Source organism: Mesorhizobium sp. XAP4 (genome assembly GCF_029269325.1).
Taxonomy (GTDB): Bacteria; Pseudomonadota; Alphaproteobacteria; order Rhizobiales; family Rhizobiaceae; genus Mesorhizobium; species Mesorhizobium ciceri.
Genome location: NZ_JARIXW010000001.1, coordinates 1,536,198 through 1,557,546 on the forward strand (window position 1 = coordinate 1,536,198; position 21,349 = coordinate 1,557,546).

General features: G+C 62.8%; 18 protein-coding genes. 10 read left to right on the forward strand and 8 right to left on the reverse strand.

Annotation, left to right across the window (positions count from 1 at the left end; genetic code table 11):
* Positions 1–8 precede the first annotated feature (8 nt).
* Positions 9–914: a proline iminopeptidase-family hydrolase gene (locus P3C39_RS07780; protein ID WP_275953058.1), complete on the reverse strand. Its 906-nt coding sequence runs from the start codon at positions 912–914 to the stop codon at positions 9–11.
* 52 nt (positions 915–966) lie between these two features.
* Positions 967–2,481, reverse strand: coding sequence for a leucyl aminopeptidase (locus P3C39_RS07785; protein ID WP_275953059.1), 1,515 nt, complete (start codon positions 2,479–2,481; stop codon positions 967–969).
* A gap of 247 nt (positions 2,482–2,728) precedes the next feature.
* Here P3C39_RS07785 and P3C39_RS07790 point away from each other — a divergent pair, with 247 nt between their 5' ends.
* Together P3C39_RS07790 and P3C39_RS07795 are read left to right on the forward strand one after the other, a co-directional pair.
* Positions 2,729–3,631: a LysR substrate-binding domain-containing protein gene (locus tag P3C39_RS07790; protein WP_275953060.1), complete on the forward strand. Its 903-nt coding sequence runs from the start codon at positions 2,729–2,731 to the stop codon at positions 3,629–3,631.
* A 240-nt stretch (positions 3,632–3,871) separates the two neighbouring features.
* Complete coding sequence (locus P3C39_RS07795) at positions 3,872–5,329, forward strand: NCS1 family nucleobase:cation symporter-1 (RefSeq protein ID WP_024503329.1); 1,458 nt, start codon at positions 3,872–3,874, stop codon at positions 5,327–5,329.
* 38 nt (positions 5,330–5,367) lie between these two features.
* Here the strand turns inward: P3C39_RS07795 and P3C39_RS07800 are convergent, their stop codons facing one another.
* The 5 genes from P3C39_RS07800 to tpiA all read right to left on the reverse strand — a co-directional run bounded on the left by P3C39_RS07800 (position 5,368) and on the right by tpiA (position 10,435).
* Positions 5,368–5,904 (reverse strand): DUF1697 domain-containing protein, encoded by a 537-nt coding sequence (locus tag P3C39_RS07800; protein WP_275953061.1) that lies wholly within the window; start codon positions 5,902–5,904, stop codon positions 5,368–5,370.
* A gap of 10 nt (positions 5,905–5,914) precedes the next feature.
* On the reverse strand, positions 5,915–7,552 hold the full coding sequence (locus P3C39_RS07805; protein ID WP_013531733.1) for a CTP synthase: 1,638 nt from the start codon (positions 7,550–7,552) through the stop codon (positions 5,915–5,917).
* 137 nt (positions 7,553–7,689) lie between these two features.
* The gene (locus P3C39_RS07810) at positions 7,690–8,817 is read right to left on the reverse strand and encodes a L,D-transpeptidase (RefSeq protein ID WP_013531734.1); all 1,128 of its coding nucleotides are present in this window, start codon (positions 8,815–8,817) and stop codon (positions 7,690–7,692) included.
* Between the two features lie 209 nt (positions 8,818–9,026).
* A complete protein-coding gene (gene secG / locus P3C39_RS07815; protein ID WP_013531735.1) occupies positions 9,027–9,497 on the reverse strand; it encodes a preprotein translocase subunit SecG in 471 nt (156 codons plus the stop codon).
* Between the two features lie 170 nt (positions 9,498–9,667).
* A complete protein-coding gene (gene tpiA / locus P3C39_RS07820; protein WP_013531736.1) occupies positions 9,668–10,435 on the reverse strand; it encodes a triose-phosphate isomerase in 768 nt (255 codons plus the stop codon).
* A 145-nt stretch (positions 10,436–10,580) separates the two neighbouring features.
* Between tpiA and P3C39_RS07825 the strand changes: the two genes are divergently transcribed.
* Genes P3C39_RS07825 through glp form a run of 5 tightly spaced genes read left to right on the forward strand, consistent with a single transcriptional unit; the run spans position 10,581 to position 15,986 of the window.
* Positions 10,581–12,473 carry a SurA N-terminal domain-containing protein gene (locus tag P3C39_RS07825; RefSeq protein ID WP_024503334.1) on the forward strand — a complete coding sequence of 631 codons (1,893 nt, stop codon included), beginning with the start codon at positions 10,581–10,583 and terminating at the stop codon, positions 12,471–12,473.
* A complete protein-coding gene (gene trpD / locus P3C39_RS07830; RefSeq protein ID WP_024503335.1) occupies positions 12,470–13,480 on the forward strand; it encodes an anthranilate phosphoribosyltransferase in 1,011 nt (336 codons plus the stop codon). Before P3C39_RS07825 ends, trpD begins: the two co-directional genes overlap by 4 nt.
* 3 nt (positions 13,481–13,483) lie before the next feature.
* Entirely contained in the window at positions 13,484–14,296 is an 813-nt protein-coding gene (gene trpC / locus P3C39_RS07835) for an indole-3-glycerol phosphate synthase TrpC (protein WP_024503336.1), read from the forward strand.
* Positions 14,297–14,298: 2 nt separating this feature from the next.
* A complete protein-coding gene (gene moaC / locus P3C39_RS07840; protein ID WP_024503337.1) occupies positions 14,299–14,781 on the forward strand; it encodes a cyclic pyranopterin monophosphate synthase MoaC in 483 nt (160 codons plus the stop codon).
* Positions 14,781–15,986 (forward strand): gephyrin-like molybdotransferase Glp, encoded by a 1,206-nt coding sequence (gene glp, locus P3C39_RS07845; RefSeq protein ID WP_024503338.1) that lies wholly within the window; start codon positions 14,781–14,783, stop codon positions 15,984–15,986. The genes moaC and glp overlap by 1 nt, the downstream gene beginning before the upstream one ends.
* 48 nt (positions 15,987–16,034) lie before the next feature.
* Here glp and P3C39_RS07850 read toward each other — a convergent pair whose 3' ends face one another.
* Positions 16,035–16,865, reverse strand: a complete 831-nt coding sequence (locus P3C39_RS07850; protein WP_024503339.1) for an alpha/beta hydrolase — start codon at positions 16,863–16,865, stop codon at positions 16,035–16,037.
* A gap of 314 nt (positions 16,866–17,179) precedes the next feature.
* Here P3C39_RS07850 and P3C39_RS07855 point away from each other — a divergent pair, with 314 nt between their 5' ends.
* The 3 genes from P3C39_RS07855 (at position 17,180) to kynU (ending at position 20,964) form a co-directional block, all read left to right on the forward strand.
* Positions 17,180–18,805, forward strand: a complete 1,626-nt coding sequence (locus tag P3C39_RS07855; RefSeq protein WP_024503340.1) for an AMP-binding protein — start codon at positions 17,180–17,182, stop codon at positions 18,803–18,805.
* Complete coding sequence (gene kynA / locus P3C39_RS07860) at positions 18,802–19,638, forward strand: tryptophan 2,3-dioxygenase (RefSeq protein ID WP_275953062.1); 837 nt, start codon at positions 18,802–18,804, stop codon at positions 19,636–19,638. The genes P3C39_RS07855 and kynA overlap by 4 nt, the downstream gene beginning before the upstream one ends.
* A 78-nt stretch (positions 19,639–19,716) precedes the next feature.
* Positions 19,717–20,964 carry a kynureninase gene (gene kynU / locus P3C39_RS07865; protein ID WP_275953063.1) on the forward strand — a complete coding sequence of 416 codons (1,248 nt, stop codon included), beginning with the start codon at positions 19,717–19,719 and terminating at the stop codon, positions 20,962–20,964.
* The last annotated feature ends 385 nt before the right edge of the window (positions 20,965–21,349 follow it).

The following is a 21,349-nucleotide window of genomic DNA, read 5'->3' on the forward strand; positions in this document are numbered from 1 at the left end:
CCCTTTTTTCAGTTATCGTTGTGGTCCAGGAAGTCTCCCACCACCCGCATGCACGCATCTTGCTCTTCGACATGCGGCATGTGGCTGGAATGCTCGAATATCTCCCAGCGAGACCCCTTGATGCCGTCCTTGTAGGGCTGCACGGTCGCGGGCGTGGCCTCGTCGTGACGTCCGGAGATGATCAGTGTGGAAACATCGATGGCCGGCAGGCGCTCGACGATGCTCCAGGTCTTCAGCGTTCCGATGACATGGAACTCGTTTGGCCCATTCATCAGATTATAGACGGTCGGATTGCGCACGACCTGGGCGAAACTTTCCGTGACTTCGGGCGGGAAAGGCACGACCCGGCAGACATGCCGCTCGTAGAACACCATCGTCGCAGCCTGGTACGCCGCATCGTCGGTTGTGCCGGCCTGTTCGTGTCGGGTCAGTGTCTCCTGCACATCCGCGGGCAGATCCGCACGCAACCGGTTGGCCTCTTCGACCCACAGCTTCATGGACGCCGGTGAGTTGGCGATGGTCAGAGATTTCAGACCCTTCGGCCGCGTCACGGCATATTCGGCGCCCAGCATACCGCCCCAGCTCTGGCCGAGCACGTGGAAGCCTGTCCGAATGCCGAGGTGGTCGACGAGGTTTTCAAGCTCGTCGATGAACAGCCCAGGTGTCCAGAAATCGGCGCCTTTCTCAGGCAGCAAGGTGGAATTGCCGCAGCCCAACTGGTCGTAGTGGATGACGGCGCGATCCCTTCGCGCAAGAAGCTTGTAGGCATCGACATAGTTGTGAGCGACGCCCGGGCCGCCATGCAGGATCACCACAGGCGCCTTTTCGCCGCCGAGTTCGCCACTGACCCGATACCAGGTCTCGTAGGCGGCAAAAGCGGCCCGTCCTTCCATGCCGATGATCTCAGATGACATCCCAATTCCCAGTGCGATTGAAGGTACTTTTATCGTCCGCGGCGGCAGGCGCCTAACTCATGTTACGGGTGACCTGCACCCACTCTTCCAGCATCTGCACGCCAAATGCCGTGGCACCTTGCCTGCCGAGCGGCCGATCGGTGTCGGTCAGTTCCTTGCTGGCGATGTCGAGATGCACCCAGGGGCGATCTTCCGTGAAATGGCGCAGGAAGGCTGCGGCATAGGGAGCATCGCCATCTTCCATATCCTTGGCATGATGCCGCAGGTCCGCGAACGGCGATTGCAGGCCCTCGTCGTAAGCCCGGTCGAGCGGCAGCCGCCAGAACCGCTCGCCGACCGTTTCTCCGGCCGCGATCATCTGTGACGCGATGGCATCGTCGGTGCTGAACAGGCCGGCGAATATCGACCCCAACCCACGCGTCACCGAATAGGTCAGCGTTGCCAGATCGACGATCACTAAAGGGTTGAAGCGCGTGGCTGCATAGTGGAGGCAGTCGGCCAGAAGCAGGCGTCCCTCCGCATCCGTGTCGAACACTTCCACTGTCTGTCCGGACGCCGTCGTGATGATGTCGCGCGGTTTGAGCGCCGTGCCGGATGGCATGTTCTCCGCAATGCCGAGAACACCGACAACGTGTACCGGGCTGCCTTGCCGGGCGAGTGCGATCAGCAGGCCGACCACAGCGGCCGCTCCGCCCATGTCGGCTTTCATGTCGAACATCTGCGCTCCGCCCTTGATGCAGAGGCCGCCCGAATCGAAGCAGACGCCCTTGCCGACGAAAGCGAGTGGTTGGGCGGGAGCACCCTTGCCCCGGTAGCGCAGGACAGCGACCCGCGGCGGGCGCGCCGAGCCCGATCCGACAGCAAGAAGCGCGTTCATGCCGAGCTCCTTCAGTTGCGCGGCATCAAGCATTTCGATGTCGATGCCGGCTTCACGCAGGGGCTCAAGATGATCGTGGAAATTGTCGGGATGGAGGTGATTCGGCGGCAGGTTGACCAGGGTGCGTGCATATTCGACGCCGTCGGCGATGGCATTGATCCGCGCCAGCGCCGCTGTCAGATCCGGGCCGCGAGCCCCTACCAGTTTCACCCGCAAGGTTCTATCCGCTCCCGCCCCTTGCCGCCGGTTGCGCATATCGAAACGATAGCGGCGTAGCCGCATGCCAAGCGCGACACGCGCCAGGATTTCGGCGCCGGGCAGGTCAACGCCGCCGATCGGGTCCAGGACCAGGGTGGGCGCGCATTCCCCCTTGCCCTCGAGATGCGCGGCAAGCAGACCGCCGGCGCGCGCCAGTGACAGGGTGGTTACGGCTTCAGCTTTGCCCAGGGCCAGGACGACCAGGCGCTTGGTCGATACGGACTGCGGGGCAATAAGATCGATGCAGCTGCCGGATTCGATCAAGGCGGCCGGGTCGGAGCAGGCGCGCGAGAGAATCCCGCCCATCTCGGCATCCAAGGCGGCTGCCCGCGGGCCGAAGCCTGTTTGGGCAGTTTGCAAGATCACGACGACGGAGGCTTCCGAGGAAATCTCGTCCGCGGTCTCGAAAACCGGCGCTGGCGATTGAGGCATAGGCTGGCGCTCTCTCCGATTGCGGCAATACCAGCCGGGTAGCGAGCAACGCTTCGCTCACCCCGGTGGAGACTGGTCAAGCCGGTCTCCGCCGTTCGTGGTATAATGCCGGTCCCCAAATAGTCGCTTTCTTGAGACGACTTAATTGCTCTTGTCATCTGGGTATCCCCTAACAGGGCAGGCGATCAAACGCGAATTCTGCCCATGTCGATTGACAAAAATTCAACTCACAATTCATGATCGGCCAATGGCCCTTCCCTCACTCAATGGCATGCGCGCTTTCGAGGCCACCGCTCGCCTTGGCAGCGTCAAGGACGCGGCGGAAGAACTGCATCTGACACCCTCGGCTGTCAGCCGGCACATCCGCGCGCTTGAACGAAATCTTGGCCAGGACCTGTTCGAACGCGGTTTTCGCCAGATAACGCCAACCATAAGGGGCTCCTACTATGCGCGCAGCCTCTCGGAGGCGTTCGAAGCGATCTGGCGCGCCACCGATGACGTCAGCCTCTCCGAGGGGTCGCGCCACGGCAAGATCCAACGTGTTCGGGTCTTGTGCGTGCCCACCGTTCTGAACCTTTGGCTGGCGGACCGGTTGCCGAACTTTCGCCGGTTGCATCCGTCGGTGGATCTGGAGATCTCCACTTCAGGCAAGCGCGCCAACTTCGATTTGGCCATTGTCGACGAGTTCGTCTACAAGGCCGGCCCGGCTCTGACGCTGCTGATCCCGCTGCTTTTGACGCCGGTCTGTGCGCCTTCGCTTCTGGAGGGGCCTGTGCCGCTGCGATCGCCGGCCGATCTGGTCAATCATCATCTGATCCATGAATGCGAAACCATGAGATGGAAGCGTTGGCTGGAGCAGGAAGGCGTTCTGGAAACGACGCCAAAATCCAGCACAACACTGGATGATTGCACCTTGATCATGCGCGAAGCGATCAATGGCGCCGGAATAGCGCTTGCGGACACGATGATGGCGCAAGATTTTCTGCAGCAAGGCAAGCTGGTCGCGCCGTTCCGTGCCCGCCACACCTATCCGGCCGGTATTTACCTGCATCAGCGTCGCAGCATCGGCAACAAACCAGGCACCGGTCTGTTTCAGGATTGGCTGCTCGCCGAAGTCGCGGACCACAAGCAGGTGATGGCAATCGCTTAGATGCCCCCCAACCGAAGATGTCGGGAGCCACCGCTTCAGATTGGAATCCCCGCGTCGAACCTCGACTCATCAGTGGTTCAGCGATGACCCACCATCGCCGTGCATCGATAATCGCCGTTCTCATTGAATATCTTTAAGGCCAAAGCCGGCAAATAGGTTGCTTGTCGGTTCCCCTGCGGCAGGCTTAACCTGCACGCGGCCAACGCGTGAGGGCGCGTGCTGCAAAAGGGGAACATTGCCATGACGATACAGGGTGCTTCACCTGATCTGTACAACGAGGATCTGGCTCCGGCCAAAGTTCGAAACTGGGGACCATTCTCGATCTTCAACGTCTGGACGTCGGACGTCCACAGCCTTTGGGGCTACTATCTTGCCGCCAGTCTGTTCCTGTTCTGCGGCGGCTTCGTCAATTTCATCATCGCCATAGGCATCGGCTCGCTGATCATCTACGCGCTGATGAACATGGTCGGCTATGCCGGCGTGAAGACGGGCGTGCCCTACCCCGTGCTTGCCCGCGCCTCTTTCGGCATCTGGGGCGCCAACATACCGGCGCTGGTGCGCGCCGTCGTCGCCTGCTTCTGGTACGGCGCGCAGACTGCCGCCGCCTCGGGCGCGATCGTGGCGCTGCTGATCCGCACGCAATGGTTCGCCGATTTCAACGCCAGCACGCACTTCCTCGGTCATACCGGCCTGGAGGTGATCTGCTTCGTGGTCATCTGGGGGCTGCAATTGCTGATCATCCAGAACGGCATGGAAACGGTCCGCCGCTTCCAGGATTGGGCCGGCCCCGCGGTGTGGGTGATGATGCTGATCCTGGCGATCTATCTCTGTGTCAAATCCGGGAGATTTGCCTTCACCAGCGACATCCCGATGGACGTGCTGCTGGACAAGACGAAGGATGCGGGCGTGCCCGGCACGCCTGGCTCCTGGACCTCGCTGTTTGCGGTGGCCGCGATCTGGGTCACCTATTTCTCGGCGCTCTATCTCAATTTCTGCGATTTCGCCCGTTACGCGCCTGACAAGGCATCGCTGCGCAAGGGCAACATCTGGGGCCTGCCGATCAACCTGATCCTGTTTTCTCTGGTGGCCGGCGTCACCACCATTGCCGCCTTTGACGTCTATGGCGAGGTGCTGCTGCATCCCGACCAGATCTCGGCGAAATTCGACAGCTGGTTCCTGGCGGCGCTTGCTGCCCTGACCTTTGCAGTTGCGACGCTTGGCATCAACGTGGTGGCGAACTTCGTCTCGCCGGCCTTCGACTTCTCCAATGTCTTTCCCAGGCAGATCGACTTCAAGAAGGGCGGCTATATCGCGGCCGTGATCGCCCTGCTGCTCTATCCCTTCGCGCCATGGGAAGGCAGTGCGGCTTCCTTCGTCAACATCATCGGCGCGACGATGGGGCCGATCTTCGGGGTGATGATGGTCGACTACTACCTGATCCGGAAGGGTGAGGTCGACGTCGAGGCGCTTTATCGCGAAGATGGCGAATTCCGCTTCCAGGGCGGCTGGCACGTCAACGCCTTCATCGCCGCCGGCATCGGCGCCATCTTCTCGTCGATCCTGCCCAACTTCACCAACTGGCTGCCGTCCTGGTGGGGTGTCTATGGCTGGTTCTTCGGCGTGGCGATCGCCGGCATCATCTACTACGTGCTGCGCACCGCCGCTTTGGGCGCCGGCGCCAGGACCGCGAAGGCCTGACAAGGTGAATTTTGGGGCGGCGAGAGCCGCCCCAAAACCTACCCGAGCATCTCGGCCAATCTGCGCACCGTGTTCCAGTTGCGCGACGTGCCCGTGCCCATGCGCTTGTGATTCATCGCCGCAAGCAGCCGCGAGCTTGGCCTCTCGCGCGAAAAGACGACCCAGATGTCGCCGCCGACCGAAGTCACTTTTTCATCCTCGCCGGCATAGGCCTGGAGCCCCGTCACGGCCTCCACGGGCGCAGGCTTGCGCATCACCCGTACGGCCACCTGATCGCCTGCTTTGGCCGCATCGGCCGGGAACGGATTGCCGGCGGCAAGCTTCAGCCAGTCCTCGGCACCACGCACGATGATGTCGACATGGCGGCCGAAGGTTTTTTCGAAGGCTGCCTCCAGCCGCTGTTCAAGGTCGGCAATATCAGTTGCCGGCGCCTCGAAGACCAGATTTCCGGTCGCCACCAGGGTGCGCGGGTTCTTCAGCCCGAGATCTTCCGCCATGGCCTTGAGGTCGGCCATGACGACCCGGCGGCCCTCGCCCAGGATGATGCTGTAAAGCAGCGCGACATAGGTCTGCATGGCCGACCGGCTACACCAGCCGGCTCTGCTCCACCGCCGCCTCGATGAAACTGGCGAACAGCGGATGCGGGTCGAGCGGCCGGCTTTTCAGTTCCGGATGATACTGCACGCCGATGAACCAGGGATGGTCGGGATACTCGACTGTTTCCGGCAGCACACCGTCGGGCGACATGCCGGCGAACACCAGGCCGCAATCCTCAAGCCGCTCCTTGTAGTCGACATTGACCTCGTAGCGGTGGCGATGGCGCTCGGAAATCTGCGTGTCGCCATAGATTTCGGCGATCTTGGAACCCTTGGCGAGCTCGGCCTGATAGGCGCCGAGCCGCATCGTGCCGCCGAGATCGCCGGTTTCGCGGCGCTTCTCCAGCATGTTGCCTTTCAGCCATTCGGTCATCAGGCCGACGACCGGTTCCTCGGTCGGACCAAACTCGGTCGAAGACGCATGCTCGACGCCGGCCAGCGACCGCGCCGCCTCGATGCAGGCCATCTGCATGCCGAAGCAGATGCCGAAATACGGCACTTTTCGCTCACGCGCGAACTTCGCCGCCAGGATTTTGCCTTCCGAGCCGCGCTCCCCGAAGCCGCCGGGAACCAGGATGCCATGCACCTTTTCCAGCCACGGCGTCGGATCCTCCTTTTCGAAGATCTCCGATTCGATCCAATCGAGCTTGACCTTGACGTGATTGGCCAGGCCGCCATGCGACAGCGCCTCGATCAGCGATTTGTAGGCGTCCTTGAGGCCGGTATATTTGCCGACAACGGCGATGGTCACCTCGCCTTCCGGATTGTGGATGCGGTTCGACACCGCTTGCCACGGCTCCATGCGCGGCTTCGGCGCCGGATCGATGCCGAAGGCGGCCAGCACTTCCGAATCAAGCCCTTCCTTGTGATAGGCCATCGGCACGTCGTAGATATGCGGCACGTCGAGCGCCTGGATCACGGCGCTTTCGCGGACATTGCAGAACAGCGACAGTTTTCTGCGCTCTTCCTTGGGGATAGCGCGGTCGGCGCGGACCAGCAGGATGTCGGGCGCGATGCCGATGCCGCGCAGTTCCTTGACCGAATGCTGAGTCGGCTTGGTCTTCAGTTCACCGGCCGTCGGGATATAGGGCATCAGCGTCAGATGCACGTAGACGGCATTGTTGCGCGGCAAGTCGTTGCCGAGCTGGCGTATAGCCTCCAGGAACGGCATCGCCTCGATGTCGCCGACCGTGCCGCCGATCTCGCACAGCACGAAATCATAGTCGTCATTGCCGTTGAGGACGAAATTCTTGATCTCGTCGGTGACGTGGGGGATGACCTGCACGGTGGCGCCGAGATAGTCGCCGCGCCGCTCGCGCTCGATGATGTTCTTGTAGATGCGGCCGGTGGTGATGTTGTCCTGCTGGTTGGCGGAGCGGCCTGTGAAGCGCTCGTAATGGCCAAGATCAAGATCGGTTTCCGCACCATCGTCGGTGACGAAAACCTCGCCATGCTGGTACGGCGACATCGTCCCCGGATCGACATTGAGATAGGGATCGAGTTTTTTGATGCGTGCGCGATAGCCTCGCGCCTGCAGGAGAGCCCCAAGGGCCGCTGCGGCAATGCCTTTTCCAAGTGAGGAAACCACGCCGCCTGTGATGAATACATATCGCGCCATGGGAGTCATCGCTTAACGCGGCCGGATTGATTCCGCCAGAGAAAAAACCACCGCGAAGGTTTTTTCCCAAGAAGGCGCTCGGATCGTGAACAGGGCAAAACAAAAGGGCCGGCTGAGCCGGCCCTTTCGGCAGGATGACGAAAACGTCAGATGATGACGACCTTGGTGCCAACCCTGACGCGGCTGTAGAGGTCCATGACGTGCTCGTTGATCATGCGGAAGCAGCCATTAGAGGCGCTGGTTCCGATCGACTGCGGCGCGATGGTGCCGTGGATGCGCAGATGCGTGTCCTTCTTGCCGTCATAGAGATAGATGGCGCGGGCGCCGAGCGGATTCTGGCCACCGCCAGGCATGCCGTCCTTATACTGGCCGTAATGCTTCGGCTCGCGCTTCTGCATGTCCAGCGTCGGGATCCAGCGCGGCCATTCCTGCTTGTCACCGACCGCGACCGTGCCCTTGAACTGCAGGCCTTCGCGACCGACCGCAATGGCGTAGCGCCGCGCGGTGGAAGATGATTCGACGAGGTAAAGGCGCCGCGCGCTGGTGTCGATGACGATGGTGCCGGCATCGTAACCAGTGAATTCCACGTCCTGCGGCACGAATTCCGGCTTCACCTTGAACTGCTTCTTGGCCTCCCTCTTGGCGAGAGCCTGATCGAGAGCCCGCGTCTCGGGAAGATAGCTTATCGAGGAGCCGGACGACGTCCCGCCGAAAAGGCCGGCGAACAGGCCGCCGCCGCTCGGCTTCTTCTGGCCGATGACTTCGCTGCGCAGTTCGCCATTGTTGCCGGTCAGGGCGACGTTCATGGCCTCCGCCGGAAGCGGCTCGGCCGACTGGATCGGCGCTATCGGTTCGATAGGCTCGATGATCTTGGCAGCCTGCTTCTTGGCCGGCTTGGCATCGGCCACCTCGGTTGCCGGCGCGCTCTTGCCCTTCTTGGCAAGGAACGCCTGCCGTTCCGCGTCGGCCTTGGCCTTTGCCGCCTCGCGCATTGCCAGCTTCCTGGCTTCGAGCGCCTTGGCTTTGGCGGCTTCCTTGTCGGCAACGATCTTGGCCTCGATCTTCTTGATCTGGGCGAGGTCGTCGGGCGTCGGGTTTTTCTTCTTCTTGAGAAGCTTCAATTGCGACGCATCACTCTTGACGGCGACGTTGATGGCAGAAGTTGTTTCAGCCGAAGGCTGTGCGGCCATATTGGCCGGAACGCCTGCGAAAGCGGGGGAACTCACGCCGAGTGCGGCGCAAAGTCCCAGGAAAATGAAGCTGCGAAGCTGCATGGCGAAGATCCGATCGTTCTATGCTTGTTGCCACGGCGTCGCCCAGCGCCCCCCAAGGGCGCCGGAAATGCCGCGTGCAATCTATAGTCGAATAAGCGCGGCCGCCTCAAGCGTGGGGCCATGCCTCACCCCGTCGAATCTTCGTGATCTCGCTGCATTTGCCGCGACTGTGTTCAAACGACCACAGATCGCGGTTCAGGCACCGAGGACTACTGGTTTGGAACCTGCGGGGTCGCCGGTGCGGCGGGAGCCGTGCCGTTGGTCGCCGGCGGCGTCGAGCCGGCGGCAGGCGCAGTGGCCGGGGCAGTCGCAGGAGCCGAAGCATCGTTGCCGGAAGGCGGCGTCGGCGTGGTGGTGCCCGCGGGCGCCGGAGTTGTGGTTCCAGGCAACTGGTTGAGCACGCCTTTGCCGGCGCCGTCCGAGGTCGCCGGCACGCGGTCCAGGATATCGATCGGCTTTTCGCCGTAGCGGGCGACGATCGACAGGGTCAAGGAGGTGGCGAAGAAGGCAGCCGCCAGGATCGCCGTCGCACGCGTCAGCGCATTGGCCGCACCACGCGCGGTCATGAAGCCGGACCCGCCACCGATGCCGAGGCCACCGCCTTCGGAACGCTGCAGCAGCACCACGCCGACAAGGGCGAGCACGACCATGAGATGGATGACGATCAGTACGGTTTCCATAGTTTATCCTGGCAAGGCCTTGCCCGGCCGCGGACACGACCGGTGAATTGGAGGCGGCTCAATACAATGCTTTGACGGCATTTCCAAGCCCGTGGCCGGAATATGGGAAGCAACCCGTCCTTTGCAACGATTTCGTGCACCGGAAGCCCTGTCCGGCAGGGAAAATGTCTTCAAGCAATATTGCGATAGGCCTCGGCGATGCCGAGAAAGTCCGCCGCTTTCAGGCTGGCGCCGCCAACCAGCGCGCCGTCGACATTCCTGACGCCGAGCAGTTCGACCGCGTTGGAGGGCTTGACCGAGCCGCCATAGAGAATGCGCACCTTCGCCGCGACGCCGCCGAGCTTTTCCGATAGCTTTTCGCGGATATGTGCGTGTGCCGCAGCGACGTCGGCCGCAGTCGGCGTCAGGCCGGTGCCGATCGCCCATACCGGCTCATAGGCAATGATGGTGTTGGACGGGGTGGCGCTTGGCGGGACTGAGCCCTCGACCTGCCGCGACAGCACGTCCAGCGTGGCGCCCGCTTCACGCTGCTCATGCGTTTCGCCGACGCAAATGATGGCAACAAGCCCGGCACGCCACGCGGCGGATGCCTTGGCCTGGACAGTGGCGTCATCCTCGCCGCGTTGCTCGCGGCATTCGGAATGGCCGACGATGACATGGCTCGCACCGGCATCCCTGAGCATTTCCGCCGAGATGCAGCCGGTGTAGGCGCCGCTCTCCTTGGTGTGGCAATCTTCGCCGCCGGCATGCACCGGCGTGCGCGACAGGATCTCGGCGGCGTGGGCAAGCAGGGTTGCGGGAACGCAAACCAGCGCTTCGGTCTCCGCGTCAAGCCCACTCATGAAGCCGTTGCCGATCATCCTGAGCTCGTTGAGGGAGGCGCTGGTGCCGTTCATTTTCCAGTTGCCGGCGACGAGCGGGCGAATTCCTGGCGTCATGGGTTTGCTTCTCCGGATGATATCGGGGCTCTGGCCCTCACTACCAAAATCAGGCCACAAAGCAATCGACAGTGGGCCGGAAGGGCGCTATTGCGCTTGTTTCAGACTCGGCGCATGCGAAAATGCGCATAAATCGGAAGTAAAAATGCTTGGTATATTGAGAAGCGCGGCAGGCACCTGGGTCGCGAAGGGGCTGTTGGTGCTGCTGGTGCTCAGCTTTTTGGTCTGGGGCGTTTCCGGACGGCTGATGGGCGGTTTGGCCGGCCATGATTCGGTGATAACCGCTGGCGGCACCAAAGTGTCGATCAACGAATACCGTCTCGCCTATGATCGCCAGCTCGCCGTCATGTCGCAGCAGTTCGGCCAACGTCTCAGCCACGAACAGGCAAAGGCGCTCGGTGTCGATAACCAGGTGTTGGCGCAGCTCGTCTCGGGTGCCGTTCTCGATGAACAGGCCCGCAAGCTGGGCCTCGGACTTTCCAAGGATCGGCTGGCCGAGCTGACACGCGAAGACCCGGCCTTCAAAGGCCCGGGCGGCCAGTTCGATCGCAGAACGTTCGAATATATGCTGCAGCAGATTGGCATGCGACCCGAGGACTATTTGAAGAACCGTGCTCAGGTGGCGGTGCGCCAGCAGATTGTCGAGGCGGTCTCGGACGGCCTCAAGGCTCCGGACACTTTCTTCAAGGCAGTTGCGCTCTATCGCGGCGAAGACCGCACCATCGACTATTTGACGCTGCCCAAGGCACTGGTGGAGCCGATAGCGGCGCCATCCGATAGCGTGCTTTCGGCCTATTTCGAAGCCAACAAGAAGACATATGCGGCACCCGAATACCGCAAATTCTCCTATGTCCGCCTCGAGCCGGTCGACATCATGGATCCGACCGCCGTCACCGACCAACAGGTCAGCGACGATTACAACAAGAACAAGGCGCGTTACACCACGCCGGAATTGCGTACCATCGAGCAGCTCGTGTTCAAGACGCCGGATGCGGCCAAGGCCGCGTTCGATTCGCTCAAGGCAGGCGCCACTTTCGACAAGCTGGTCACGGCGGAAGGCAAGACCCCGGCCGACACGTTGCTCGGCACGCTTGCCAAGGACAAGATCGCCGACAAGGCGGTCGCCGACGCCGCCTTCGCGCTTAACGCCAATGAAGTCAGCCAGGTCGTGCAGGGCGCCTTCGGTCCGGTGCTGCTGCGTGTCACCGAGATCAAGCCCGAAGTGGTGAAGCCGCTGGCCGAGGTGTCCGACCAGATCCGCAAGGATCTGGCGCTGGGCGAGGCAAGCCGCATCCTTCTGGACGTGCGCGACAATTACGATGACACCCGCGCCGCCGGCAGTTCGCTGGCCGACGCTGCGGCCAAGCTGAAGCTGAAGGTCGTCACCATCGACGCCATCGATCGCAGTGGACTGCGGCCAGATGCAAGCATCGTCAAGGACCTGCCGCAATCGCCGGAGCTGATCAAAGCGGTCTTCGACGCCGAACCCAACACGGAAAACGATGCCTTGACCACAGCCGACAACGGCTTCGTCTTCTATGAGGTGGCGTCCATCACGCCGGCTCGCGACCGCACGCTGGATGAGGTTCGTCAGAAAGTCGTGGCCGACTGGACGGCGGCGGAAACAAGCAAGCGGCTCGCCGCCAAGGCTGACGAGCTGGAAAAGCGGCTCAAGGCCGGCGCAACGCTCGATGTCATTGCCAGCGAACTGAAGCTGGAAAAGCAGACCAAGCGCGGTGTCAAGCGCGAGGCTGACGACGTCGATTTCGGCAAGGAAGGTGCCGCAGCGATGTTCGGAGTCGGCGAAGGCGGTACCGGCCTGATCCCCTCGCCTACCGGCGACGGGCAGATCCTGTACAAGGTCGCCGAAGTGTTCGAGCCCGCCGGGGCCGATGCCAGCTCGGTGCCGGATGACGCACAGAAATCCTTCACCTCCGGCATGTCGGACGACCTGCTCGACCAATTGGTGGCGCAGTTGCAGACGCAGTACGACGTTCGCGTCGACCAGGCCGCCGTCGCCCAAGCCTCGACAAGATGAGCGCGCTGAAAACCCATATCGCCAAGATCGCGACCGGTAGCGCGCTTTCCTTCGAGGAAGCGCGCGAGGCCTTCGATATCATCATGTCGGGTGATGCGACCCCCGGCCAGATCGGCGGTTTCCTGATGGCGCTGCGCGTGCGCGGCGAGACGGTGAGCGAGATTTCCGGCGCCGTCGCCACCATGCGGGCCAAGATGCTGCAAGTCGACGCGCCGGACGGCGCCATCGATATCGTCGGCACCGGCGGGGACAATTCCCACAGCGTCAATATTTCCACGGGATCGGCCTTTGTCATCGCCGGCAGTGGTGTGCCGGTTGCCAAGCACGGCAATCGTGGCCTGTCCTCGCTGACAGGAGCCGCCGACGTGCTGGTTGCGCTCGGCGTCAAGATCGACATCTCGCCCGAATTCATCGGCCGCTGCATCCACGAGGCTGGCATTGGTTTCATGTTCGCGCCCGCGCACCATCCAGCGATGAAACATGTCGGTCCGACCCGCGTCGAACTCGGCACCCGCACCATCTTCAACCTGCTCGGGCCGCTCTCCAATCCAGCTGGCGTCAAGCGGCAGCTGGTCGGTGTGTTCCTGCCGGAATGGATCCTGCCGGTTGCCGAGACGCTGAAGGCACTGGGTGCGGAGCATGCCTGGGTTGCTCATGGCGACGGCTATGACGAGATCACCACCACCGGCGAGACGCAGGTCGCCGAACTGATCGGCGGCGAGATCCGCAGCTTCACCCTGACGCCTGAAGCGGTCGGGTTGCCGCGCCACAGCAGGGACGAACTGCGTGGCGGCGATGCGGACTACAATGCCAAAGCCTTGCGCGATATGTTGGGCGGCGCTGCCGGCGCCTATCGCGACACCGTGCTGATGAATGCCGGCGCCGGCCTGGTGGTGGCGGGCAAGGCGACGACGCTTGCCGACGGCATCGCGCTCGCCGCGCAAGCCATCGACAGCGGCCGGGCCCTGCAAGTGCTCGACAGGCTGGTCGAGATTTCGAACGGGTAAAACGTGTCTGACATTCTTCGCAAGATCGAGGCCTACAAGCGCGACGAGATCGCGGCGGCAAAGGCACGTGTGCCGCTGGCCGAAATCAAGGCGCGAGCCAAGGACGCCGACGCACCGCGCGGTTTTCTTGCCGCGCTCGAAGCAAAGCGCAAATCCGGCGCCTTTGCGCTGATCGCCGAGATCAAGAAGGCAAGCCCGTCCAAGGGGCTGATCCGCGCCGATTTCGATCCGCCGGCGCTGGCGCTGGCCTATGCCAAGGGTGGCGCTGCCTGTCTTTCGGTGCTGACCGACGCACCGTCCTTCCAGGGCGCGCCGGAATTTCTCACCCGGGCGCGAGCCGCCGTCGCGCTGCCGGCGCTGCGCAAGGATTTCCTGTTCGATCCCTATCAGGTCTACGAAGCCCGCGCCTGGGGCGCGGATGCCATCCTGATCATCATGGCCAGCGTCGACGACGCCCTGGCGAGCGAGCTTGAGGCAACGGCATTCGAACTCGGCATGGATGCGCTGATCGAGGTGCATGATGAGGCCGAGACGCTGCGCGCGCTAAAACTGTCGTCGCGGCTGATCGGCATCAACAACCGCAATCTGAGAACATTCGAGACCAGCCTTAAAACGTCGGAGCGGCTGGCACCCATGGTGCCGGGCGGCCGCCTGCTGGTCAGCGAGAGCGGTATTTTCTCGCATGACGACTGCCTCAGGCTGCAAAAGAGCGACATCGGCACTTTTCTTGTCGGCGAGAGCCTGATGCGGCAACAGGACGTCACCACCGCGACGCGCCTGCTTCTGACAGGCAAGGCTTTGGCCGAGGCTCTCTGACGATGGTATCAGGCCTGACCCATCTCGGCGCGCAAGGCGAGGCCAACATGGTCGATGTCGGCGACAAGGAAGAAACAACGCGCACGGCGATCGCCGAAGGCTTTGTCGCGATGCAGCCCGAGACGCTGAAGATGATCCTCGCCGGCAACGCCAAGAAGGGTGACGTGCTCGGCACCGCGCGCATTGCCGGCATCATGGCGGCGAAGAAGACGCATGAGCTGATCCCGCTCTGCCATCCGCTGCTGCTGACCAAGGTTTCCGTCGACATCGAGCCGGACCACGCTTTACCTGGCCTGAAGGTCACCGCGCTGGCGCGCGTCACCGGCAAGACGGGCGTCGAGATGGAAGCGCTGACGGCCGCTTCGGTAGCCTGCCTGACCATCTACGACATGGCCAAAGCAGTAGACCGCGCCATGGTCATCACCGGCATCCGCCTGGTCGAAAAGACCGGCGGCAAGTCGGGTGACTACAAGGCGAGCTCCTGATGGCGCTGGTTCCTATCGCGGAGGCGCTTGAACGCCTGCTCGATGGTGCGGCACCTCTAGCCGGCGAAAGCGTTCCTCTGTTCGAGGCGGTGGATCGTGTTCTGGCGGAACCGGTCGTGGCACTCCGTACCCAGCCACCTTTCAACGCTTCCGCCATGGATGGCTATGCCGCTCGAGCCGCCGACGTGGCGTCGGTACCATCCAGGCTGTCGGTGATCGGCATGGCGCCGGCCGGACGTGGTTTTGCCGGTAGGATCGGCAAGGCACAAGCGGTGCGCATCTTCACCGGCGCGCCGTTGCCCGAAGGCGCCGACACCATCGTCATCCAGGAGAATGTCCGCGACCTCGGCGGCGGCGAAATCGAAGTGACCGAGCCGACGGCGCAATGGCGCAATATCCGTCGCATCGGGCTCGATTTTTCAACAGGCGACATGCTGCTCGAAAGAGGCCGTTTGCTCGACCCGGCGGCACTGTCGCTGGCAGCATCGGCCAACCATCCCCGGGTCAACGTGGTGAAACGACCGCTGGTCGCCATCATCGCCACCGGCGATGAATTGCTGCCGCCGGGCAGTGATCTCGGCCCGGACCAGATCATCTCGTCCAATGCCTATGGCGTCGCTGCCGCCGCACACTCGGTCGGCGCCCGCGCGCTCGATCTCGGCATTGCCGCCGATCGCAAGGAGGCCATCGCCGAACTGGTGCAAAAAGCGGTCGCGGCCGGTGCGGATGTCATCGTGACGCTTGGTGGCGCCTCGGTCGGCGATCACGACCTGATCCACGATGTGCTGACCGGCGAAGGCATGACGCTCGGCTTCTGGAAGATCGCCATGCGCCCCGGCAAGCCGCTGATGTTCGGCCGCCTCGGCGATATCAGGTGCATCGGCCTGCCCGGCAACCCGGTGGCAAGCCTGGTCTGCTCGCAACTGTTCCTGAAGCCGCTGCTGGCGCGGCTCGGCGGCCGCAACCATCGCCAGGACATTCGCCCAGCGCGACTGGGTACCGCAATGCCGGCCAATGATTTGCGCCAGGACTATGTCCGAGCCGTGGTCAGGGAAGATGACGGCGCGCTGGTGGCGACGCCGTTCGGCATTCAGGATTCCTCGATGCTGAGAATGCTGGCCGACGCCAACGGGCTGATCGTGCGGGCGCCGTTTGCCCCTGCAGCAGCCGCGGGCGAGGCTTGCAGCGTTTTGATGCTGCGCTGAGGAATTCCAGGCAAGCCGTTCATAACAGACGAGAAAGTGATCTCGGCTCTAGCTGGAGATCAAGCTCTGCGTCAGCGGATGCGCCGGATCGGTAAGGCCGTCGACAATGTCGTAGTGATGCCGGTCGGGCTCGACCACGGTGCTGGTGGTGGCGCCGAGGCCGGTCCAGATGTTGGCAAGCAACGCATTCTGGCGCAGGAACTCGGCGCGCTCACCGCCGCCGGCCCAGCAGGTGATGCGGGCGCCATCCATCGGGCGCAGCAGGGCTGGGCTTTCAGCCAGCGCCTCCTCTTCGTCGATTGCCAGGTCCTTGTTCATGCCGGTGCGCATGAGCGGACGCAAATCGTGTAGACCTGAAATCGAAACGACATGGCGTATGCGCCGCGCCACATCCGGCGCCAAAGGCGTGGTTGTCGTCACCATCCGGGTGGCGAGATGGCCGCCGGCCGAATGTCCGGTCAGCATCAGCGGTCCGTCAACCATTGCCGCTGCCTTGCCAATCGCCGCCCCGACCTCCCGGACGATGCCTGCGATGCGTATGTCCGGGCACAGCGTGTAGGAGGGCATCGCAACGGCGAAGCCGCTGCCGACCGCGCCATTGGCGAGATGCGACCACAAGCTCTTGTCGGTCTCCAGCCAGTAACCGCCATGGATAATCACCACCAGTCCTTTGGGCGCGGCCTTGGGAAGGAAAAGATCGAGCCCATTGCGCGGCCCGTCGCCATAGGCGATGTCGAGCCGTGCCCGGCTCTCTGCCGAGAGCGCATCACGGAATGCTGCCGCTGGCTCGGCCCAGGCGGCTGGCCAACGGTCGCTGCCGGCAATGTTCGCGCCGTTGGCATAGGCATCATCCCAATCGACGATGTGACGTTCGAACATCTGCGCCCTCCCCCAAAACGGCATCGCTGTTGCGCTAGCAATGGCCAGCGCCACGCCATGCGTCAATGCTCCAGGGCAAAAACATTTTAGGCTTGAAACAAATTTCGACTGGTGCGATCCTGCCCTTACGAACAGCCGACAATGGGAGGTCTGCTGTGCTGCCCTCACCTGCAGATGTTCACCCTTTCGGGCGCGCATCTCCGAGCAGGCGTGATGGGCAGCACGAAGCCTCCTCAGAGCAGGACCTTAGGATCCACCACATCCAGCCAAGGCGCATTGCGCACTGGCCAGGCAGCAGACGGGAGAGCGGCGACATGCTTGGGCCTTCAGCGCATATCGACACGTTCACGCGCGATCACCTGCCGCCGCCGGAGCAATGGCCCGATATACTGCTCGACGGCTTCGACTATCCCGAACGCCTTAACGCCGGTGTCGAACTGACCGACCGGCTGGTCGAGAAGGGCCTCGGCGACCGCACAGCCCTGATCGGCAATGGCCGCCGCCGCACCTACAAGGAACTGTCCGACTGGACGAACAGGCTCGCCCACGCGCTGGTCGAGAATTATGGCGTCGAGCCCGGCAACCGGGTGCTGATCCGCTCGGCCAACAACCCCGCCATGGTCGCCTGCTGGCTGGCTGCCACCAAGGTCGGCGCCGTGGTCGTCAACACCATGCCTATGCTGCGCGCCGGCGAACTGGCCAAGATCGTCGACAAGGCGGAAATCACCGTCGCGCTCTGCGACTCCAGGCTGATGGACGAGATGACCGCCTGCGCCAAGGACAGCGCCTTCCTCAAACAGGTCATAGGCTTCGACGGCACCGCCAACCATGATGCCGAGCTCGATCGTGCCGCTCTCGACAAGCCGGTGACATTCACCGCCGTCAACACCGGCCGCGACGATGTCGCGCTGCTCGGCTTCACCTCGGGCACGACAGGCGTGCCGAAGGCGACGATGCATTTCCACCGCGACCTCCTGATCATCGCCGACGCCTATGCCCGCGAAATCCTGGAGGTGACGCCGGACGACATCTTCGTCGGCTCGCCGCCGCTGGCCTTCACTTTCGGCCTTGGCGGGCTCGCTATCTTTCCCCTGCGCTTCGGTGCGGCGGCGACGCTGCTGGAGCAGGCGACGCCACCCAACATGATCCACATCATCGAGACCTACAAAGCCACGATCTCCTTCACCGCGCCGACTGCCTACCGCGCCATGCTGAAGGCCATGGATGAAGGTGCCGATTTGTCTTCGCTGCGGGTTGCCGTTTCAGCCGGCGAAACCTTGCCCGCTCCGGTTTTCGAAGAGTGGACGCAAAAGACCGGCAAGCCGATCCTCGACGGCATCGGCGCCACCGAAATGCTGCACATCTTCATCTCCAACCGCTTTGGCGACATGAAGCCCGCGTCGACCGGCAAGCCGGTCGGCGGCTACGAGGCGCGCATCGTCGACGACGAGATGCGCGAAGTACCGCGCGGCGCGACCGGCAGGCTGGCGGTGCGCGGCCCGACCGGCTGCCGCTACATGGCCGATATCAGGCAGAAGGACTACGTGCGCGACGGCTGGAACATCACCGGCGACACCTTCACGCAGGACGAGGACGGCTTCTTCCATTTCGCCGCGCGCTCCGACGATATGATCGTCAGCGCCGGCTACAACATTGCCGGCCCCGAGGTCGAGGCCGCACTTCTGTCACATCCCGACGTCGCCGAATGCGCGGTGATCGGCGCCGAGGACGCCGAGCGCGGCCAGATCGTCGAGGCGCATGTCGTGCTGGTGCAGGGCGTGGCGCCTGACGCATTGACCACCAAGCGCCTGCAGGACCATGTCAAGGCGACGATCGCGCCCTACAAATACCCGCGATCGGTGAAATTCATTGCTGCTTTGCCCAAGACCCAGACCGGCAAGATCCAGCGCTTCCGGCTGCGCACGGAGAAAGTCAATTGAGCGAGCCCTACGATCCGGCGTCCGAAGGCGCACAGATGTCGTTCAACGAGCGCATGTCGTACAGCGACTATCTGCACCTGGAGAAAGTGCTGGAGGCGCAGACGCCGCTGTCGTCGGCGCATGACGAGATGCTGTTCATCATCCAGCACCAGACCTCGGAACTGTGGATGAAGCTCGCTTTGCACGAGATTGGCGCCGCGATCCGCTCGATCCGCGCCGACCGGCTTGAGCCGAGCTTCAAGATGCTGTCGCGAGTCGCGCGCATCTTCGAGCAGCTGAACAATGCCTGGGATGTGCTGCGGACGATGACGCCCAGCGAATACACCCAGTTTCGCGACGCGCTCGGCCAGTCCTCGGGTTTCCAGTCCTGGCAGTATCGCGCCATCGAGTTCATGGCCGGCAACCGCAACCTGGCCATGCTCGGCCCTCACAAGCATCGGCCTGACCTCAGCGGAAAGCTGGAAGCCATCCTGGCCGAGCCATCGCTCTACGACGAAGCGCTGCTGCTTTTGGCGCGCCACGGATTCGACATCGGTGCCGATGCCAGGCGCACGGACTGGCGTGAGACGCGAACCGAGAATGAAGAGGTCCTGGTCGCCTGGCAGACCATCTACCGCGATCCGCAGCGCTACTGGATGTTCTACGAACTGGCCGAGAAGCTGGTCGACTTCGAGGATTATTTCCGCCGCTGGCGCTTCAACCACGTCACCACGGTGGAGCGCATCATCGGTCTGAAGCGCGGCACCGGCGGCACGTCGGGCGCTTCGTATCTGAAGAAAATGCTCGAGGTCGTGCTGTTTCCGGAGCTGTGGACGGTCCGCACCCGGCTCTGACATCATCGAAATGAGAACAGGCTCACCGAAGGGACGCTCTGTGGCGGAAACCCCTTCGCGAACAACCGGGGACTGACCATGAGTGGAATTCCTGATCTCGCCGCAGTCGAAGCGATGGATGCCACGGATCCGCTGCGGGCCATGCGCGACCGTTTCATTCTGCCGGAGGGGGTGATCTATCTCGACGGCAATTCACTGGGGGCAGCATCTCATGCCGTTTTCGGCGAGCTGCAGCAGGCGGCGACGCAGGAATGGGCCCGAGATCTTATCCGAGCCTGGAACACGGCCGGATGGTTCGAGATGCCGATCGAACTCGGCGACCAGCTCGGACGCCTGATAGGAGCCGCGGCCGGCCAGACCGTTGTCTGCGACACGACATCGATCAACATCTACAAGGTGCTGCACGCAGCGATGGAGATGCGGCCCGGCCGGTCAGCCATCGTCGCCGAAGGTGACAGTTTTCCCACCGACCTGTACATCGCCGAAGGCGTGGCCTCGACCCGGGATGGCGTCCTGCTGCGCCTCGCGGGCGTCGACGCGCCGACCATCGAAGATCTGATCGACGAAAACGTCGCGGTGGTGCTGGTCAACCACGTCAATTACAAATCGGGTGAACTGCGCGACATGGCGGCGCTGACGCGCAGGGCTCATGCGGCCGGAGCGCTGATCGTCTGGGATCTCTGCCACACCGCCGGCGCCCTGCCCGTCGAGCTCGATCAGGCAAATGCCGATTTCGCTGTCGGCTGCACGTACAAGTACCTCAACGGCGGTCCGGGCGCGCCGGCCTTCATCTATGCCGCGCAGCGCCACCACGGCGATATCAGCCAGCCGCTCAGCGGCTGGTGGGGCCATGCGCGGCCCTTTGCCTTCGAACGGGGTTATGTTGCCGGCACCGGCATCCGCCGTTTTCTGTGCGGTACGCAACCGGTCCTGTCGATGCGGGCGCTCAAAGGCGCGCTTGCCATCTGGAGCGACGTCGACATGGCGGCATTGCGAAAGAAGAGCGTCGCGCAGACAGAACTGTTCATCCAGCTCGTCGAAGCCAAGTGCGGCGCCTACGGTCTCACGCTGGAGACCACCCGCGACGCGACCAGGCGCGGCAGCCAGGTGTCGTTCCTTCACGACCATGGCTATCAAATCATGCGGGCGCTGATCGAGCGCGGGGTGATCGGTGACTTCCGCGCACCGTCGACCATCCGCTTCGGCTTCACGCCGCTCTATGTCAGCTACAAGGATGTGTGGCTGGCGGTTGAGGTTCTGGAAGATATTCTGCGCACGGGTGCATGGAAGGACCAGCGTTTCGCCGTCAAGGAAGCCGTTACCTGACGCACCGATCCCGGCGATCCGCCGTCGCTGCCCTCACTGCCTGGCAAATGACGGAGAGCTGAATTTCCAGCCAAAATGCCCAACTGACGTTGGCGTTTTGGCTCCGTTTCGTTCACGGCCAACGAACGTCCCGAAGGTTGCAATCGCCCCTTGTCGAGGTCGATCGACAGATAATGCCAAGCTTTGGTAGAGGATAAGCCACAGGTCATTAACCATAACAATTTCAATGTGAGCAGGCGCATTGCCGAAGGTGGCGCCCGTGGATCGTAACCCGCTGGCAAGCGCCAAATAATTTCAGCAGCCTTAACAAATTCATTAAACTTTAAACGGTTGCAGAACACAACTGGAACAGATAGTGTTTGTTCTGGGTTTGTTTTTCGATTCT

What these genes read in the sequence shown, in the direction of transcription:
- P3C39_RS07780 (WP_275953058.1), bottom strand. Translation starts at nt 914, where the DNA reads ATGTCATCTGAGATCATCGGCATGGAAGGACGGGCCGCTTTTGCCGCC.
- P3C39_RS07785 (WP_275953059.1), bottom strand. Translation starts at nt 2,481, where the DNA reads ATGCCTCAATCGCCAGCGCCGGTTTTCGAGACCGCGGACGAGATTTCC.
- P3C39_RS07790 (WP_275953060.1), top strand. Translation starts at nt 2,729, where the DNA reads ATGGCCCTTCCCTCACTCAATGGCATGCGCGCTTTCGAGGCCACCGCT.
- P3C39_RS07795 (WP_024503329.1), top strand. Translation starts at nt 3,872, where the DNA reads ATGACGATACAGGGTGCTTCACCTGATCTGTACAACGAGGATCTGGCT.
- P3C39_RS07800 (WP_275953061.1), bottom strand. Translation starts at nt 5,904, where the DNA reads ATGCAGACCTATGTCGCGCTGCTTTACAGCATCATCCTGGGCGAGGGC.
- P3C39_RS07805 (WP_013531733.1), bottom strand. Translation starts at nt 7,552, where the DNA reads ATGACTCCCATGGCGCGATATGTATTCATCACAGGCGGCGTGGTTTCC.
- P3C39_RS07810 (WP_013531734.1), bottom strand. Translation starts at nt 8,817, where the DNA reads ATGCAGCTTCGCAGCTTCATTTTCCTGGGACTTTGCGCCGCACTCGGC.
- secG (WP_013531735.1), bottom strand. Translation starts at nt 9,497, where the DNA reads ATGGAAACCGTACTGATCGTCATCCATCTCATGGTCGTGCTCGCCCTT.
- tpiA (WP_013531736.1), bottom strand. Translation starts at nt 10,435, where the DNA reads ATGACGCCAGGAATTCGCCCGCTCGTCGCCGGCAACTGGAAAATGAAC.
- P3C39_RS07825 (WP_024503334.1), top strand. Translation starts at nt 10,581, where the DNA reads ATGCTTGGTATATTGAGAAGCGCGGCAGGCACCTGGGTCGCGAAGGGG.
- trpD (WP_024503335.1), top strand. Translation starts at nt 12,470, where the DNA reads ATGAGCGCGCTGAAAACCCATATCGCCAAGATCGCGACCGGTAGCGCG.
- moaC (WP_024503337.1), top strand. Translation starts at nt 14,299, where the DNA reads ATGGTATCAGGCCTGACCCATCTCGGCGCGCAAGGCGAGGCCAACATG.
- glp (WP_024503338.1), top strand. Translation starts at nt 14,781, where the DNA reads ATGGCGCTGGTTCCTATCGCGGAGGCGCTTGAACGCCTGCTCGATGGT.
- P3C39_RS07850 (WP_024503339.1), bottom strand. Translation starts at nt 16,865, where the DNA reads ATGTTCGAACGTCACATCGTCGATTGGGATGATGCCTATGCCAACGGC.
- P3C39_RS07855 (WP_024503340.1), top strand. Translation starts at nt 17,180, where the DNA reads ATGCTTGGGCCTTCAGCGCATATCGACACGTTCACGCGCGATCACCTG.
- kynU (WP_275953063.1), top strand. Translation starts at nt 19,717, where the DNA reads ATGAGTGGAATTCCTGATCTCGCCGCAGTCGAAGCGATGGATGCCACG.